Raw genomic sequence first — 15,560 nt, 5'->3', positions numbered from 1 at the left:
ATGAGGCTCTGATTATTCCTACTTTTGCTGTCTTGTGTGGGCCGGGCCTGCTGTGTATCTTGGTCAGCCCTTGGCCATTTTGATGGCCATCACCCGATTCTGAGATTGGCCCAAAGAGGCGAGTCTGTTGTCATTTAAATAAAAAATTTGAGGAGCACATCGATGCGCGTCATTCTGCTGGGAGCTCCCGGGGCCGGTAAAGGTACTCAGGCAAAGTTCATCACTGAAAAATTTGGCATCCCGCAAATCTCCACAGGCGACATGTTGCGCGCAGCTGTGAAGGCCGGAACCGAGCTGGGCCTGATCGCCAAGAGCGTCATGGACAGCGGCGGCCTGGTCTCCGACGACCTGATCATCAACCTGGTCAAAGAGCGTATCAGCCAGCAAGACTGCAAAAACGGCTTCCTGTTCGACGGCTTCCCGCGCACCATTCCGCAAGCTGAAGCCCTGGTCAAAGCCGGTGTTGAACTGGACCACGTGCTGGAAATCGCCGTAGAAGACGAAGAAATCGTTCAGCGCATTGCTGGCCGCCGTGTTCACGAAGCGTCGGGCCGTGTGTACCACATCGTCTACAACCCGCCAAAAGTGGAAGGTAAAGACGACGTGACCGGTGAAGACCTGGTTCAGCGTAAAGACGACACCGAAGAAACCGTGCGCCATCGCCTGTCGGTCTACCACTCGCAGACCAAGCCGCTGGTGGAGTTCTATCAGAAGCTGTCCGCTGCCAACGGCAAGCCGAAGTACAGCCACGTTGAAGGTGTGGGCTCGGTTGAAGCCATTACCGCCAAGGTGCTTGCAGCACTGAGCTGATCGTCGATTTGCTCTGATACAACAGCCCGCTTGCGGGCTGTTGTTGTTTATACTGCTGCACTTTTTTAATTCTGATTCTGACGGGAACACCGATGAGCACCTTGCTGGCCCTGGATACCGCGACTGAAGCTTGCTCTGTTGCCTTGCTGCACGATGGCAAGGTCACGAGCCACTACGAGGTGATCCCGCGCCTGCATGCGCAAAAGCTGTTGCCGATGATCCAGACCTTACTGGCTGATGCGGGGGTTGAACTGTCGGCGGTCGACGCCATTGCGTTCGGTCGCGGGCCGGGTGCGTTCACCGGTGTGCGGATTGCCATTGGCGTGGTCCAGGGGCTGGCCTTCGCACTGGAGCGCCCGGTGTTGCCGATTTCCAACCTCGCGGTGCTGGCACAGCGTGCCCACCGTGAGCATGGCGCTACTCAGGTCGCGGCCGCGATCGATGCGCGCATGGACGAGGTGTATTGGGGCTGCTACCGCGCAGACGCGGGTGAGATGCGCCTGGTGGGGGCTGAAGCGGTACTGGCGCCTGAAGCCGCGCAACTGCCTGAAGACGCCAGCGGTGACTGGTTTGGCGCGGGCACCGGCTGGGGCTATGCCGAGCGCCTGAACCCCACGCCGTACGCCCTGGAGGCTGGCATGTTGCCACACGCGCAAGACCTGCTGACCCTGGCCCGTTTTGCCTGGGACCGTGGCGAAGCTATCGTTGCCGACGAGGCGCAGCCGGTGTATCTGCGCGACAAAGTCGCGACCCCCAAAGCCCGCCCCTGAACGGTTCGCTCCTTTGCAGTGCGAGCGGGTGTACAGCACCCGCCCGGCCACCTCGATAGGCGCGCAGCCTATGCCCGCCCCGCCAGCATCTACACTGATTGACAGCAGGCTTTAAACCTTTTCAGGGTTTTGCAGTCTAGTGTTCACTTGGGCAATTGCTTAGTTCGGCCGGTGCCGCTAAATTGCCATCATTGCTACCGAGCTTGCAGCCATGCGTATAGACGGCTTTTCCTCACAGTCCTACCCGATCAAGCGCAAGCCGCGTAAAGGCAATGCGCTGGTTGACGAGTCGGTGGAAGACAGTGAAATCGTCTTTGAAAACGCGCCGCAACCTTCCCGTGCCTCGTCCTCGGGCGAACGTGTCAGCCAAGTGCCTGCGCGTCAGCAAGACATGATTTTTCAGCGGGTGATGAACAGAAAAGTCGCCAGCGCCCTGACCAGTTACCTGACCACCGCCGGTTTTGTTGAGTGGGACACCGAAGTGTTGGGGCTGGACCTGTACATTTGAGCCATGACCCACCCTTTACTTCCGTATTACCTCGGTTGCCCGTCCTGGAGTGATCACTCCTGGCGCGAAGGCCTGTACCCGCAGAATGCCCGGTCCTCGCAATTTCTCAGCCTGTACGCCCACGTGTTCAATGCGGTCGAAGGCAATACCACGTTCTACGCCAACCCCAAGCCGAGCACTGTCGAGCGCTGGGCGCAGAGCCTGCCCGAACACTTCCGTTTTACCGCCAAGTTGCCACGTGAGATCAGCCACGGCGGTGATTTGCGCACCCAACAACCTGCCGTCGACGCCTTCTTGCAGCTCATGCGGCCCCTGGGAGCGCGTGTCGCCCCTTTGTGGCTGCAATTGCCTGCGAGCTTCGGCCCTGAGCGGCTCGCCGAGCTGGTGGGCTTTATAGACGCGTTGGAGCGGCCACTGGCCGTGGAGGTGCGTCATCCGGCGTTCTTTGACCGGGGCGACGCGGAGCGGGTGCTCAATCGGGTGTTGATGGAGCGGGGCGTGGAGCGCATCTGTCTTGATTCACGCGCGCTGTTCAGTTGCACCTCCACCGACCCTGCGGTGCTTGACGCGCAATCGAAAAAGCCCCGTGTGCCGCCCCGGCCGGCAGCGTTTACCCAATGCCCGCAGGTGCGCTTTATTGGTCGCCCTGAGCTGCACGCCAACGATGAGTTTTTAGTGCCGTGGATTGAGAAGGTGGCGGGCTGGATCGAGGAGGGGCGCACGCCCTATGTGTTTCTTCATACGCCGGACAATCACTTGGCGCCTGAACTGGCGCGGCGTTTTCACGCGCAATTAAGCGAACGGTTACCGGGCTTGCCGGCATTGCCCACGCTGTATACCCCGCAAACCACCGAACAGCTGGGGCTGCTTTAAGCCGCCAGGCGCAGGTTGTTGACGATCAGCGGGCGTGCCCACGCCAGATCGAAGTCCATGGCCCGCTGTTGCTCGATCAGCGTCATGGCATCGAACGGTACGGCGGGCTTGTCCAGCAAGTCCAGTTCGAACTCGGCAATCGGCAGGTGCAACGGACGTGGGGCGGGGGCCGGGCCCGGTTCAGGCAATGGATGACCGGCCGCCATCACGAGCGGGCGCACCCAGTGGCTGTCGAAGTCTTGTTGATGCTGTTGGGCAAACAGCTCATCCGGTGGATACGGCTTGGCAATGGGCGGCAGCAAATCCAGCTCGAATTCGGCGATCGGCAAGAACAGCGCTTCAGGCGGATGCAATTCGGTGTCTTTCACCTCGCAATGGCGCTGCGTCACGATGTTGCTTAGCAGGTCGCTGCCACCGCGCGGCTCGACGTCTTCCTCCACCTCAAGCGGCTCGGTGTCGAGCGCCACACATTCGTCAGTGCCGGACTGCTCGACCAATGCCTGGGCGTAGAAGTCCTTCCACAGGTGATTGACGCTGCCTGTGACTTGCGAATTGTGACGGCCAAAATCGCCAATGGGCGCGATAAAGCCTATCGATGTGGAATGAATGTCTGACATAGCTCTCGGTCGACGCCCGGGTCTGGCAAAATGCCGGATATTTCATTTATCGGCAGCGTTTGCCGATCATTAAATTTTTGAGCGTGTTTTTAAATGAGTGAGCAAACAGCGGGCTGTCGCATCATCGTCGAGGCACTGGACGAGGGGTCTCAAGCCTTGGCCGAGCAGTGGGCCGGGCGCCTTGGCTTGCCGATGGGCCAGGAGCAGGCCGAGTTCGCCCTGCAAGTGTCGGCCCAGGGTTTGCAGTTGCAGCAGTTGGGGCCGGATGCACCCGGCCCGGTGCGGGTTGATTTCGTGGAAGGCGGCGCGGCGCACCGACGCTTGTTTGGCGGCGGCACCGGGCAAATGATCGCCAAGGCGGTGGGCATCCAGCAGGGCGTGCGGCCGCGGGTGCTGGACGCCACGGCAGGGTTGGGCAAGGACGCGTTTGTTCTGGCCACCCTTGGCTGCGAAATGAGCCTGATCGAGCGCCAGCCCTTGATTGGTGCCTTGCTCGAAGATGGCCTGGCGCGCGGGCTGAATGACCGTGAGGTGGCGCCGATTGTGTCGCGCATGACGCTGCTCAAAGGCAACTCCATTGACGTGATGCGCAACTGGGAAGGCGAACCGCCGCAGGTGATTTACCTGGACCCCATGTTTCCGCATCGTGAGAAAACGGCATTGGTGAAGAAGGAAATGCGCCTGTTTCGCCCATTGGTGGGTGACGACAACGATGCGCCAGCCCTGCTGGAGGCCGCGTTGGCACTGGCCTCCCACCGTGTCGTGGTCAAGCGCCCGCGCAAGGCGCCCTGCATCGCAGGCCCCAAGCCGAGCCATGCGCTGGACGGCAAGTCGAGCCGTTACGATATTTACCCAAAGAAAGCCCTGAAGCCCTGACGGTCGTGACGCCAGCGCACTGCTGGCGAGAAGGCGTGCGTGAGGCGCTCAATCCTGGCGGTAAGCCCGCATAAACAGCGCCACCACGTCTTGCACGTGGGCTTCGGCTTCTTCTGGACTCAACGGGTCGCCGCAGCCATAGAGCACGCGAAAGTTCGGCGCGCCCTTGAGCAGGCAAAAAAAGTGCTCGGCCGCCTGATGGGGGTGGTTGAACTGCAACACGCCCAGTTGCTGGATGCGCTCCAGCAGGCCTTCCATCTCCCGCACCACGCGGTGCGGTCCGGCCTCAAAGAAAATGTTCGACAGTTTTGGGTCCTGACTGCCCAGCGTCATCATCAAACGGTGCAGGTTCAGGGAGGCCTGGCTGTTAATCAGGGTATGAAATCCCCGGCCGATGTTGAGCAGCACCTGCTCGACCGGCACACCCTCAGGCAATGAAAAAAACAGGTCCGGCAGTTGTTCGGAGCACGTGGCCTTGATCGCGGCCGAGAACAGGTTTTCCTTGTCGGTGAAATGGCTGTAGACCGTCAGTTTTGACACGCCGGCGTGGCTGGCGACCGCGTCCATGCTGGTGCTGGCAAATCCTTTGCTCAAAAAAAGACATTTGGCCGCCTCAAGGATCGCATGGCGTTTGGCCATGTCCTTGGGGCGTCCGGCGGCATTGGGCATTAAAGGATGATCAGACATTTCCGTTTATTACTGGACTGGTGAGTTTGGTATTAATAACATGCCGGCCAGTATAAATATTCCAAGCCCCATAAGCGAAAGGTCGTCTCCATGCTGCGTCATGCCTTGCCCCGCGCTGTGCCTGTCTGTCTGGTGTTTTTGTTAGCTGCGTGCGGGCATGAGGAGCCTGTTCAGGTGAGCATCAGCCCCGCCATCGTGGTGCAACCTCAGCCTTCGGCAGTGGCCACCCAGAGTTATCCCGGCGAAGTCCGTGCCCGCTTTGACCCGCAACTGGCCTTTCGTATTGGCGGCAAGGTCACTAAACGGTGGGTGGATGAAGGCGAGCGGGTCAAGGCCAACCAGTCGCTGGCCGAACTGGACCCCCAAGACGTTCGCCTGCAACTGGAAGCCACCCGCGCTCAGATGGCGGCCGCGCAGGCCAACCTGAGCCTGGTGCGATCGGAGCGCGACCGCTACAAAACCCTCTTGGAGCGGCAGATGGTCAGCCGCTCGCAGTTCGATAACGCAGAAAACCTCTACCGTGCGGGCGAAGCCAAGCTGCAGCAGCTTAAGGCTGAACAGGATGTGGCCAGTAATCAGGCCAGCTACGCGGTGCTGCGCGCCCCGCAAGATGGCGTGATTGCCCAGCGCCAGGTGGAAGTCGGGCAAGTCGTGTCGGCCGGTCAGACCGTTTTCTCGTTGGCCGCCGACGGAGAGCGTGACGTGTTGATCAGCCTGCCCGAACAGGCGTTCGGCCGTTTCAAGATCGGGCTGCCGGTGTCGGTTGAGCTGTGGTCACAACCCGGTCAGCGTTTCAGCGGGCGGATTCGCGAACTCTCACCTTCGGCTGACCCCAAATCCCGGACCTTTGCCGCGCGCATCGCCTTCACGGCGGGCGAAGTGCCTGCTGAGTTGGGCCAGAGTGCGCGGGTGTTCATTGCGCAGGAGGGGGTGAATGCGTTGTCCGTGCCGCTGTCAGCCTTGAGTGCGGAAAACGGCGCGACGTACGTCTGGCGTGTGGGTCAGGGCAACAAGTTGCAGCAGGTAGCGGTGCGGGTCGGCCCGTATGGCCAGAGCAGTGTGCCGGTGCTGGAAGGCTTGACGCCCGCCGATTGGGTGGTGGCGGCTGGCGTGCATGTGCTGCACGACGGGCAAGAGATCCGGCCGATTGATCGCTCCAATCGAACGATCAATACCGCGGCGAAGGAGTAATACCCATGGGCTTTAACCTGTCTGCGTGGGCATTGCGCAATCGCCAGATCGTGCTGTTTTTAATGTTACTGCTGGCCATCGTTGGCGGGCTTTCCTACACCAAATTAGGCCAGAGCGAAGACCCGCCGTTCACCTTCAAGGCCATGGTCATTCGTACGCTGTGGCCAGGCGCCACGGCAGAAGAAGTGTCACGTCAGGTCACTGAGCGGATCGAAAAGAAGCTGATGGAAACCGGGGAGTACGAGCGCATCGTGTCGTTCTCGCGCCCCGGTGAGTCGCAAGTGACGTTCATGGCCCGGGACTCCATGCACTCCAACCAAATCCCCGAGCTGTGGTATCAGGTCCGCAAAAAGATCAGCGACATTCACCACAGTTTGCCGCCGGGGATTCAGGGGCCGTTTTTCAACGACGAATTCGGCACCACATTCGGCAATATCTACAGCTTGAGTGGCGAAGGGTACGACTACGCGGTGCTCAAGGACTACGCCGACCGCATCCAGATCCAGCTGCAACGGGTCAACGATGTGGGCAAGGTCGAATTGCTCGGCTTGCAGGACGAAAAAATCTGGATCGAACTCTCCAACCTCAAGCTGGCCACCCTGGGGCTGCCGCTGGAGGCGGTACAAAAAGCACTCGAAGAACAAAACGCTGTCTCGACCGCCGGTTTTTTTGAGACACCGACCGAGCGTGTGCAACTGCGGGTCAGCGGTAATTTCAAAACGGTTGAAGAGATCGAGCGTTTCCCCATACGCGTGGGCGAACGCACCTTGCGCATCGAGGACGTGGCGGATGTACGCCGCGGGTTCAATGATCCACCCGCGCCGCGCATGCGCTTCATGGGGCAGGACGCGATTGGTCTGGCCGTGGCGATGAAAGACGGCGGCGACATTCTGGTGCTGGGCAAGGCGCTGGAGGCCGAGTTTTCCCGCCTCCAGAAAAACCTGCCCGCCGGCCTGCAATTGAGCAAAGTCTCGGATCAGCCGGCAGCGGTGAGCACCAGCGTCGGTGAATTCGTGCAGGTGCTGATCGAGGCGCTGGTGATTGTGTTGCTGGTGAGTTTTTTCTCGCTGGGTGTGCGCACCGGCATGGTGGTGGCGCTGGCCATTCCGCTGGTGCTGGCCATGACGTTTGCCACCATGCATTACTTCGGCATTGGCTTGCACAAGATCTCGCTGGGGGCTCTGGTACTGGCGCTGGGTTTGCTGGTGGACGACGCCATCATCGCAGTGGAAATGATGGCCATCAAAATGGAGCAGGGTTACGACCGGTTCAAGGCGGCGAGCTTTGCCTGGACCAGCACGGCCTTCCCGATGCTCACCGGTACGCTGATTACAGCGGCAGGCTTTCTGCCGATTGCCATGGCGCAGTCCAGCACCGGGGAATACACGCGTTCGATTTTTCAGGTGGTGACCATTGCGTTGCTGGCGTCGTGGATCGCGGCCGTGGTGTTCGTGCCCTACCTGGGCGCGTTGTTGCTCCCGGATCTGGCCAAGCGCCATGTCGCCCGACATGGTACGGGCGAGGGCGCTCCCGACCCCTACGGGACACCGTTTTACCAGCGGATCCGGCGCCTGGTGGAGTGGTGCGTGCGCCGCCGCAAAACCGTGATTGCCCTGACCGTGTTGCTGTTCATCGGCTCGGTGGTGCTGTTCAAGTTTGTGCCGCAGCAGTTCTTCCCGGCTTCCAGCCGTCTGGAGCTGATGGTGGACCTCAAACTGGCCGAAGGCGCATCACTGAGCAACACCACTGAACAGGTGCAGCGCCTCGAAGCCTTGCTCAAAGACCATCCCGGCATTGTCAATTACGTGGCTTACGCGGGTACTGGCTCACCGCGCTATTACTTGCCGCTGGATCAGCAATTGCCCGCGGCCAGCTTTGCGCAATTTGTGGTACTGGCAAAGACCATCGAAGACCGCGAGCGCTTGCGCACCTGGCTGATCGATACGCTCAACGAGCAGTTCCCGACGGTGCGCTCGCGGGTCACCCGTCTGGAAAACGGGCCGCCCGTGGGTTACCCGGTGCAGTTTCGCGTGACCGGTGAGCACATTGAAGAGGTGCGGGCGCTGGCGCGTAAAGTGGCGGCCAAGGTGCGTGAAAACCCGCATGTGGTGAACGTGCACCTGGACTGGGAAGAGCCGAGCAAGGTCGTGTACCTGAACGTCGATCAGGACCGCGCACGGGCCTTGGGTGTCAGCACTGCCCACCTGTCGCGGTTTTTGCAAAGCACGCTGTTGGGCTCGACGGTCAGCCAGTACCGCGAAGACAACGAGTTGATTGAAATCCTGTTGCGCGGCACGCCCCATGAGCGCACCGAACTTGCGTTGCTGCCGAGTCTGGCGGTGCCCACCGATAACGGCCAGAGCGTCGCCTTGTCGCAGATTGCAACGCTGGAATATGGCTTCGAGGAAGGCATCATCTGGCACCGCAACCGTCTGCCCAACGTCACCGTGCGCGCCGATATTTATGGCAAGGAACAACCGGCGACCCTGGTGCAGCAGATTCTGCCCACCCTTGAACCGGTGCGGGCTCAATTGCCAGACGGTTACTTGCTGGACGTGGGCGGCACAGTGGAGGACTCCACACGCGGCCAGAACTCGGTGAAGGCCGGGGTGCCCCTGTTTATCGTGGTGGTGTTGACCTTCCTGATGGTGCAGCTGCGCAGTTTTTCGCGCATGGCGATGGTGTTCCTGACCGCGCCGCTGGGCCTGATCGGTGTGACGCTGTTCCTGCTGGTGTTCAATCAGCCGTTCGGGTTCGTGGCGATGCTGGGGACGATTGCGCTCTCGGGGATGATCATGCGCAACTCGGTGATCCTGGTGGACCAGATCGAGCAGGACAAAGCGGCGGGGCTGGATACCTGGCAGGCGATTATCGAGGCGACGGTACGGCGGTTCCGGCCGATTGTGCTGACCGCGCTGGCGGCGGTGCTGGCGATGATTCCGCTGTCACGCAGTGTGTTCTTCGGCCCGATGGCCGTGGCGATCATGGGTGGCCTGATCGTGGCGACTGCGCTGACATTGCTGTTTTTTCCCGCCCTGTATGCGGCGTGGTTCCGGGTGAAGAAAGGCTGACCCGCCTGGCTGTGCAAGCCCTGCCGTCAGGTACGGCAGGGCTTGGCGCGGGTTGATCAGTGTGCCACTTGATCGACGCGCAGACGCAGCGGCTGCAGCGTTTTGGCGTTTAGGTCCACGCTGTTGCGTTCAGTGTTGATGAACAGCAGTTGGCCGTTGTCTTCAATGCGAGCGCTGATGGCATAAGTATGGCCGGGTTTGACGCTCGCCGGGTCATAGCGCAAGTGAAACGGCAGCGGGACCTGGCCTTTGACCGGGCCGCTTTGTTTGGCCAGCGTGACTGCCGGCGCGTCGGCCAGCGATACGTCCTGCAAGCTCACTTCCAGTGTGGCGGTGGGCGGCAGGGCGATGCGTTGCAGGTAGAACACTTCGCCGTCGAGGGTGGCTTGAGGTGTGGAGTTCATTGAGCTGCAGGCTCCGAGCAGGGCCGTGAGGCTGAGGATCAGGATTTTTTTCATAAAGAGGCTTCCCTTCAGTAGGCATCAAGACGATGCGGTGAATAGGGCAAGCCTGCGTGACGCATAGGGCATCAGCACAGGCTTAACCGCGTTTTACAGGTGTTTCTCAAGCGAGAGCGGCGGGTGCTCCTGCTCATCGGCGTCTTCGGCCCGGTGCAGCGCCACTTGGCGGATCGACAGGCGAATCTCGGCAGGCAGTACGCGTTTGGCGGCGCCTTCGGCCAGCTCCCCGAGCAACGCGTGGTAGCTCAACTTGCCATTGGCATCGCGTCGCAACACGTCTTCTTCCAGCAAGGTCTGGATAAAGTGACGGAACAGGCTCTTGTCGAAAAACTCCGGGGCGTTCAGGCCGTGCAGGATCGACAGGCGCTGAGCCATCATCGTGCACAGGTCTTCCAGCTCCTCGGCGCTGAGGGTGTTTTGGCCGCTGTTAAGCAGCAGCGAAATGGCCATGTAAAAACGTTGCAGGGTTTGCGCGATGCTTTTGGACAGCAGCGTCAGCAACACAAAGTGCCGCGAACTGGGCGCCGGGCGCAGGTACACGTCATTTTCGAAGCGCAACAGACCTTGCTCGACAAAGGCCTCAAGCCATTGATCGACCACGCCGTCCAGCTCGTCCAGCGACCAGCGGATAAACAGCTCCGATTGCAGGTACGGGTACAGGGCGCGGGTGTAGCGCAGGATCTGTTCGCGGGTCATGCGCGACGCGCTCTGGAAGAAACTGGCCAGCAACGACGGCAAGGCAAAGATGTGCAACACGTTGTTGCGGTAGTAGGTCATCAGGACGGCATTTTGCTCATCCAGGTACAGGATCTTGCCCAGTGCATCACTTTGTTCGGACAGCAGGTCCATGTCCTTCACGTGTTCAATCAGCGCCCGTCCGTCGCCTTCGGGCAAGGTGGTGTGCGGCGAATATGGCACGCGACGCAGCAACGCGAGGTACAGGTCCAGCACCCGCGCCATGGCGCGATCGTCCAGCGCCAGCTTGCTGGTGGAGAGCAACGCCAGCGCCACCAGATTGACCGGGTTGATCGCGGCCGCTTCGTTCAGGTGCTGCGCCACTTTCTCACCCAGACGATGGGTCGTGGCGTTCAACCATTCAGGACGATACGTCGGCCCCAATGCTTGCTGGCGCCAGTCCGGCTGCTCGTGGTCGAGAAACTCGGCCAGTTTGATCGGCTCGCCAAAGTTGACGGCCACTTGGCCAAAACGCTGCTTGAGGGCACCGATGACTTTGAAAATGTCGAAGATTGACTCTTTCTTCTTGCTCGCCCCGCGCAATTCGCCCAGGTAAGTACGGCCTTCAAGCACACGCTCGTAACCGATGTACACCGGCACGAACACGATGGGCATGCGCGACGAGCGCAGGAAGCTGCGCAGGGTGATGGCCAGCATGCCGGTCTTGGGTTGCAGCATGCGTCCGGTGCGCGAGCGCCCGCCTTCGACGAAGTACTCCACCGGGAAGCCCTTGGTGAACAAGGTGTGCAGGTATTCGTTGAACACCGAGGTGTACAGCGGGTTGCCCTTGAACGTGCGACGCATGAAGAACGCGCCGCCCCGGCGCAACAGGCTGCCGATGACCGGCATGTTGAGGTTGATCCCGGCCGCGATGTGCGGCGGGGTCAAGCCGTTGCGAAACAGCAGGTAGGACAGCAGCAAATAGTCGATATGGCTGCGGTGACAGGGTACGTAGATGATCTCGTGACCTTGCGCGACGTCTTGTACGCCTTCGATGTGGTTAACCTTGATCCCGTCGTAAATCTTGTTCCAGAACCAGCTCAGCACCACCTCCAGAAAGCGGATCGCGGTGTAGGTGTAGTCGGAGGCAATTTCGTTGGCGTAACGCAGCGCCTGTGCCTTGGCTTTGTCGGCCGAAATGTTTTCGCGCTGGGCTTCTTCGAGGATCGCCTGACGCACGGCCGGTTCGTTGATCAGGCCTTTGACCAGGTTGCGGCGGTGCGACAGGTCGGGGCCGATCACGGCGGTTTTCAGGTTGCGAAAGTGAACCCGCAGGATGCGCTGGGCCATGCGCACGGTGCGCTCGTGACCTTTGTTGTGATCGACCAGCTCGCGCAAGTGAATGGGCGCAGAAAACTGCACGCGGGTCTTGCGCCCCAGAATCAGGATGCGCAGTAAACGGCGCAGACGCCCGGTAACGGCCCAGCTGTCGGCAAACAAAAGCTTCCAGGGGCTCGATTCGCTGTCAGGGGATTGGCCCCAGAACACGCTGACCGGGATGATTTGCGCGTCTTCGCCGGGGTGCAGTGTCAGGCTGTCCACGAGCCGGGTCAGGGTGGGCGGAGCGCCGCGCTTGTCCTGACGGCCCAGCCAGTCGGGCTCGGGCGTCAGGTAGAAGAACGCGGCAGGCTCGACCATCTGCCCGACGGCCACCGGCAGTACCGGGCGCGGCAGGCCGGCCTTGGTGCACTCGGCGTCGACCACGGCCAGTTCGGTAATGGAGGGCGTTTGCAGGACGTAGAACACCGGCCGGCTGCGGTCCAGATTCAGGGTGAAGGACGACTGATTAATGGTCTCCGAGCGTACCCACAGGTACAGCAAGCGACGCAGGGCGCCAAACACAAGACGGCGAAACGGGGAACGGGTCATACGGCTTCTGCATTAGTGGATTAAAACGAGTGTTTACTCGGTCGCGTAGTGTGCCGTATCTCTGGAAAATCGGCAAAAAAGCAGCGAACTAATATTGATTGAGTGTTTTTCTCGCTGACTTATACTCGGTGCTCTTTCGCCATGAAGTGTAAGACGTTTTCAGCAAACTATAAGTTCGAGCGAAAGTTCTCAACGGGCTGAATGAGCAAGCCCATTAAAAACAATAAGGGGATGCAAGTATGACGACGCGGTTAACCGGCAATGTGAAATGGTTCAACGACGCCAAAGGCTATGGCTTCATTCAGTGCGACGGTGGCGCTGATGTGTTTGTGCACTACCGCGCCATTCGTGGCGAGGGCCATCGCTCGCTGGCTGAAGGGCAGCAGGTTGAATACACCCAGGTCAAGGGTGACAAGGGGCTACAGGCCGAGGATGTGGTGGGCCTGTAATCGCCCCGTGTAGCCGCTGCTTCAGGCCGGGTTCCTAGCCGCAGGACTTGCCCCGCTGGCCTGTCCCGTCCTGCAGCAGCCGCTACGCGTTTGAGTGTTTCAGGAACCGGTTTTCCAGGTGATTTCTTCTTTACCGTCTGCGCTGATGCGAACCCAGCGGTCAGCGTCTGCTTCGCCCTGTTCTTCTGCCCAACTGCCCGGCGCGCACCGCACTTCGATGTTCAGTGCCGCAAACGCGGCCTGGGCGCAGGCGATGTCGTCTTCCCATGGCGTTTGGTCACTGTCCAGATACAGGCTGTTCCATTTGCCGACGGCTTTGGGAATCCATGTCACAGGCACGTTGCCCGCCGTGCATTGGTACGTACCGCCTTTCTTCTTCCATTCCGAGCATTCGCCCAGAACGTCTGACAGCCAAGCTTCGACGTCTTTGTAAGTAACGTCGGAATCTTTCAGGTAAATCTCGATATCGGGCTGGCGCATGGATGTCCTCACTGCGTGTCTGAAAAATCCATTCGCGGATTAGTCGGGCCAAGGGGAGCGCCCTTGGCCGTTAAGTCGGTTATTGAAGCACGAAAAAATCGTAACGCATGGAGACGGTCACGATTAACGGCTCGGGGTGTTCGATGACGGCAGTGCGACGTTCGGCACTGGCGCGCCAGCCGTGGGGCGTCATGGCCAACAAGTTGGCGCGGTCCTGAGGCTCGCTCAAGTGCAGTTCAAACGACAGTGTTTCACTGTGTTGCAACTGCATGCCTTCGGGAATCAGCGCCAGGTGCTTGTCGTCGGCGTAATCGCGCACTTCGTCGTACAGGCGCTCACGCAACTCCATCAAGTGCCCGCGGGTCGGCCCGACACGCATCAAGCCGCCGCCGGGGCTGAGCAGGCGCTTGGCTTCCAGCCAGTCCAGCGGGCTGAAGACGCTGGCCAAAAACTGACAACTGGCGTCCGCCAACGGCACGCGGGCCATGCTGGCGATCAGCCAGGTCAGCTGCGGGTTGCGTTTGCAGGCGCGTTTAACGGCCTCGCGGGAGATATCCAGCGCATAGCCATCAGCGTGAGGCAAGGCTTCAGCGATTTGCGCGGTGTAGTACCCCTCGCCACAGCCGATGTCGAGCCAGCGTTGCGGCGCGCGCTCGGCTGCCAGTTCCGCCAGCCGCTTGGCCACGGGGGCGTAATGCCCCGCGTTAAGAAAGTCGCGACGGGCTTCAACCATGGCCTGATTGTCGCCGGGGTCGCGGCTGTTTTTGTGCTGCACCGGCAGCAGGTTCAGATACCCCTGACGCGCACGGTCAAAACGATGGCCTGCCGGGCAGACCACGCCATTATCGACCGCCGTCAGCGGCTCGGAGCAAATAGGGCAGGCAAGCATCAGGCGAGCAACTTGATCAGGGTTTGGTAGTAGATTTCGGTCAGCACGTCGAGGTCGCGGGCCAGCACGCGTTCGTTGACCTGGTGGATCGTCGCGTTGACCGGCCCCAGCTCAACCACTTGCGTACCGAGGGTGGCGATAAAGCGCCCGTCAGAGGTGCCGCCGCTGGTGGAGGCTTGGGTATCGCGGCCGGTCACTTGCTTGATGCTCGACGAGACGGCGTCCAGCAAGGCGCCCGGTTCGGTGAGGAACGGCAAGCCCGACAAGGCCCATTCGATGTGCCAGTCCAGGCCGTGTTTGTCGAGTATGTCAGCGACGCGCTGCTGCAACCCTTCGACCGTGGACTCGGTGGAGAACCGGAAGTTGAACACCGCGACCAGTTCGCCCGGAATCACGTTGGTCGCGCCGGTCCCCGAGTTGAGGTTGGAGATCTGGAAGCTGGTCGGCGGGAAGAAGTCGTTGCCGTTGTCCCAGTGTTCGGCGGCCAGTTCGGCCAGTGCTGGCGCGGCCAGGTGAATCGGGTTTTTCGCCAGGTGCGGGTAGGCCACATGACCTTGCACGCCGCGCACCGTGAGCTTGGCGCCCAGAGAGCCGCGGCGACCGTTTTTAACCACGTCGCCCACCAGCGTCGTGCTCGACGGTTCGCCCACGATGCACCAGTCCAGACGCTCCTTGCGTGCAGCAAAACGCTCAACCACGGCTTTAGTTCCGTGGTGGGCCGGGCCTTCTTCGTCGCTGGTGATCAGAAAGGCGACCGAGCCCTTGTGGTCCGGGTAGTCCGCCACGAAGCGTTCGGCGGCCACCAGCATGGCGGCCAGGCTGCCTTTCATGTCAGCGGCGCCGCGCCCGCACAGCATGCCGTGCTCGTCGATCAGCGCATCGAACGGGTCGTTTTGCCAGGCTTGCACCGGGCCGGTCGGCACCACGTCGGTGTGACCGGCAAAGCACAGCACCGGGCCGTCATGACGACCGTGGGTGGCCCAGAAGTTGTCCACGTCTTCAATACGCATCGGTTCCAGTGTGAAGCCGGCATCACCCAGGCGCTGCATCATCAGCTTCTGGCAATCGGCGTCGATTGGCGTCACGGAAGGGCGACGGATCAGATCGCAGGCAAGTTGCAGGGTCGGCGAGAGGTCGGCGTGGGCCGTCATGGTGGTGGACTCCGAAGCTGGGCGTGTAAGGGCGCAGGTGTCATCGCGAGCACGCTCGCGCCTGCAGGGCTGGCGCCAAAGGGCGGTTATCTTAAAGCAAAACGGCGACCAGAGGCCGCCGTT

General features: G+C 60.8%; 15 protein-coding genes. 8 read left to right on the top strand and 7 right to left on the bottom strand.

Annotated elements, in window-relative coordinates; all coding sequences use genetic code 11:
• Nucleotides 1-162: 162 nt before the first annotated feature.
• The 4 genes from adk to HBN61_RS07780 all read left to right on the top strand — a co-directional run bounded on the left by adk (nt 163) and on the right by HBN61_RS07780 (nt 2,961).
• Nucleotides 163-810, top strand: coding sequence for an adenylate kinase (adk, locus tag HBN61_RS07795; protein ID WP_047277258.1), 648 nt, complete (start codon nt 163-165; stop codon nt 808-810).
• A gap of 92 nt (nt 811-902) precedes the next feature.
• A complete protein-coding gene (gene tsaB, locus HBN61_RS07790) occupies nt 903-1,580 on the top strand; it encodes a tRNA (adenosine(37)-N6)-threonylcarbamoyltransferase complex dimerization subunit type 1 TsaB (protein WP_047277256.1) in 678 nt (225 codons plus the stop codon).
• A gap of 211 nt (nt 1,581-1,791) precedes the next feature.
• Entirely contained in the window at nt 1,792-2,088 is a 297-nt protein-coding gene (locus HBN61_RS07785; protein ID WP_047277254.1) for a hypothetical protein, read from the top strand.
• A gap of 3 nt (nt 2,089-2,091) precedes the next feature.
• Nucleotides 2,092-2,961, top strand: a complete 870-nt coding sequence (locus tag HBN61_RS07780) for a DUF72 domain-containing protein (protein WP_083333294.1) — start codon at nt 2,092-2,094, stop codon at nt 2,959-2,961.
• On the opposite strand, the gene HBN61_RS07775 is transcribed toward HBN61_RS07780, so the two are convergent.
• Entirely contained in the window at nt 2,958-3,578 is a 621-nt protein-coding gene (locus HBN61_RS07775) for an energy transducer TonB (protein WP_170046466.1), read from the bottom strand. The genes HBN61_RS07780 and HBN61_RS07775 overlap by 4 nt on opposite strands.
• Nucleotides 3,579-3,671: 93 nt before the next feature.
• Between HBN61_RS07775 and HBN61_RS07770 the strand changes: the two genes are divergently transcribed.
• Complete coding sequence (locus tag HBN61_RS07770) at nt 3,672-4,454, top strand: class I SAM-dependent methyltransferase (protein WP_047277248.1); 783 nt, start codon at nt 3,672-3,674, stop codon at nt 4,452-4,454.
• 48 nt (nt 4,455-4,502) lie between these two features.
• Here the strand turns inward: HBN61_RS07770 and HBN61_RS07765 are convergent, their stop codons facing one another.
• A complete protein-coding gene (locus tag HBN61_RS07765) occupies nt 4,503-5,141 on the bottom strand; it encodes a TetR/AcrR family transcriptional regulator (RefSeq protein ID WP_083333296.1) in 639 nt (212 codons plus the stop codon).
• Between the two features lie 90 nt (nt 5,142-5,231).
• Here HBN61_RS07765 and HBN61_RS07760 point away from each other — a divergent pair, with 90 nt between their 5' ends.
• Both HBN61_RS07760 and HBN61_RS07755 read left to right on the top strand, forming a co-directional pair.
• The gene (locus HBN61_RS07760) at nt 5,232-6,332 is read left to right on the top strand and encodes an efflux RND transporter periplasmic adaptor subunit (RefSeq protein WP_083333297.1); all 1,101 of its coding nucleotides are present in this window, start codon (nt 5,232-5,234) and stop codon (nt 6,330-6,332) included.
• Nucleotides 6,333-6,337: 5 nt separating this feature from the next.
• Nucleotides 6,338-9,403: an efflux RND transporter permease subunit gene (locus tag HBN61_RS07755; RefSeq protein WP_170046465.1), complete on the top strand. Its 3,066-nt coding sequence runs from the start codon at nt 6,338-6,340 to the stop codon at nt 9,401-9,403.
• 56 nt (nt 9,404-9,459) lie between these two features.
• On the opposite strand, the gene HBN61_RS07750 is transcribed toward HBN61_RS07755, so the two are convergent.
• Both HBN61_RS07750 and plsB read right to left on the bottom strand, forming a co-directional pair.
• On the bottom strand, nt 9,460-9,861 hold the full coding sequence (locus tag HBN61_RS07750; protein ID WP_047277239.1) for a YbaY family lipoprotein: 402 nt from the start codon (nt 9,859-9,861) through the stop codon (nt 9,460-9,462).
• Nucleotides 9,862-9,954: 93 nt separating this feature from the next.
• A complete protein-coding gene (gene plsB, locus HBN61_RS07745) occupies nt 9,955-12,468 on the bottom strand; it encodes a glycerol-3-phosphate 1-O-acyltransferase PlsB (protein ID WP_047278282.1) in 2,514 nt (837 codons plus the stop codon).
• Between the two features lie 239 nt (nt 12,469-12,707).
• Here plsB and HBN61_RS07740 point away from each other — a divergent pair, with 239 nt between their 5' ends.
• On the top strand, nt 12,708-12,917 hold the full coding sequence (locus HBN61_RS07740) for a cold-shock protein (protein ID WP_047277236.1): 210 nt from the start codon (nt 12,708-12,710) through the stop codon (nt 12,915-12,917).
• 99 nt (nt 12,918-13,016) lie between these two features.
• On the opposite strand, the gene HBN61_RS07735 is transcribed toward HBN61_RS07740, so the two are convergent.
• From HBN61_RS07735 to dapE, 3 genes are all read right to left on the bottom strand, one after another.
• Nucleotides 13,017-13,397 carry a hypothetical protein gene (locus tag HBN61_RS07735; protein ID WP_083333299.1) on the bottom strand — a complete coding sequence of 127 codons (381 nt, stop codon included), beginning with the start codon at nt 13,395-13,397 and terminating at the stop codon, nt 13,017-13,019.
• A 79-nt stretch (nt 13,398-13,476) separates the two neighbouring features.
• Nucleotides 13,477-14,286 (bottom strand): putative RNA methyltransferase, encoded by an 810-nt coding sequence (locus HBN61_RS07730; protein WP_047278278.1) that lies wholly within the window; start codon nt 14,284-14,286, stop codon nt 13,477-13,479.
• Nucleotides 14,286-15,437 (bottom strand): succinyl-diaminopimelate desuccinylase, encoded by a 1,152-nt coding sequence (gene dapE / locus HBN61_RS07725; protein WP_083333300.1) that lies wholly within the window; start codon nt 15,435-15,437, stop codon nt 14,286-14,288. The genes HBN61_RS07730 and dapE overlap by 1 nt, the downstream gene beginning before the upstream one ends.
• Nucleotides 15,438-15,560: the final 123 nt, after the last annotated feature.

Source organism: Pseudomonas sp. WS 5071 (genome assembly GCF_012985765.1).
Lineage (GTDB): Bacteria > Pseudomonadota > Gammaproteobacteria > Pseudomonadales > Pseudomonadaceae > Aquipseudomonas > Aquipseudomonas lundensis_A.
This window is presented reverse-complemented; position numbering and strand designations above follow the sequence as displayed.

Bases quoted from the DNA above. Each gene is read 5' to 3' on its own strand.
- adk (WP_047277258.1), top strand. From the start codon at position 163: ATGCGCGTCATTCTGCTGGGAGCTCCCGGGGCCGGTAAAGGTACTCAG.
- tsaB (WP_047277256.1), top strand. From the start codon at position 903: ATGAGCACCTTGCTGGCCCTGGATACCGCGACTGAAGCTTGCTCTGTT.
- HBN61_RS07785 (WP_047277254.1), top strand. From the start codon at position 1,792: ATGCGTATAGACGGCTTTTCCTCACAGTCCTACCCGATCAAGCGCAAG.
- HBN61_RS07780 (WP_083333294.1), top strand. From the start codon at position 2,092: ATGACCCACCCTTTACTTCCGTATTACCTCGGTTGCCCGTCCTGGAGT.
- HBN61_RS07775 (WP_170046466.1), bottom strand. From the start codon at position 3,578: ATGTCAGACATTCATTCCACATCGATAGGCTTTATCGCGCCCATTGGC.
- HBN61_RS07770 (WP_047277248.1), top strand. From the start codon at position 3,672: ATGAGTGAGCAAACAGCGGGCTGTCGCATCATCGTCGAGGCACTGGAC.
- HBN61_RS07765 (WP_083333296.1), bottom strand. From the start codon at position 5,141: ATGTCTGATCATCCTTTAATGCCCAATGCCGCCGGACGCCCCAAGGAC.
- HBN61_RS07760 (WP_083333297.1), top strand. From the start codon at position 5,232: ATGCTGCGTCATGCCTTGCCCCGCGCTGTGCCTGTCTGTCTGGTGTTT.
- HBN61_RS07755 (WP_170046465.1), top strand. From the start codon at position 6,338: ATGGGCTTTAACCTGTCTGCGTGGGCATTGCGCAATCGCCAGATCGTG.
- HBN61_RS07750 (WP_047277239.1), bottom strand. From the start codon at position 9,861: ATGAAAAAAATCCTGATCCTCAGCCTCACGGCCCTGCTCGGAGCCTGC.
- plsB (WP_047278282.1), bottom strand. From the start codon at position 12,468: ATGACCCGTTCCCCGTTTCGCCGTCTTGTGTTTGGCGCCCTGCGTCGC.
- HBN61_RS07740 (WP_047277236.1), top strand. From the start codon at position 12,708: ATGACGACGCGGTTAACCGGCAATGTGAAATGGTTCAACGACGCCAAA.
- HBN61_RS07735 (WP_083333299.1), bottom strand. From the start codon at position 13,397: ATGCGCCAGCCCGATATCGAGATTTACCTGAAAGATTCCGACGTTACT.
- HBN61_RS07730 (WP_047278278.1), bottom strand. From the start codon at position 14,286: ATGCTTGCCTGCCCTATTTGCTCCGAGCCGCTGACGGCGGTCGATAAT.
- dapE (WP_083333300.1), bottom strand. From the start codon at position 15,437: ATGACGGCCCACGCCGACCTCTCGCCGACCCTGCAACTTGCCTGCGAT.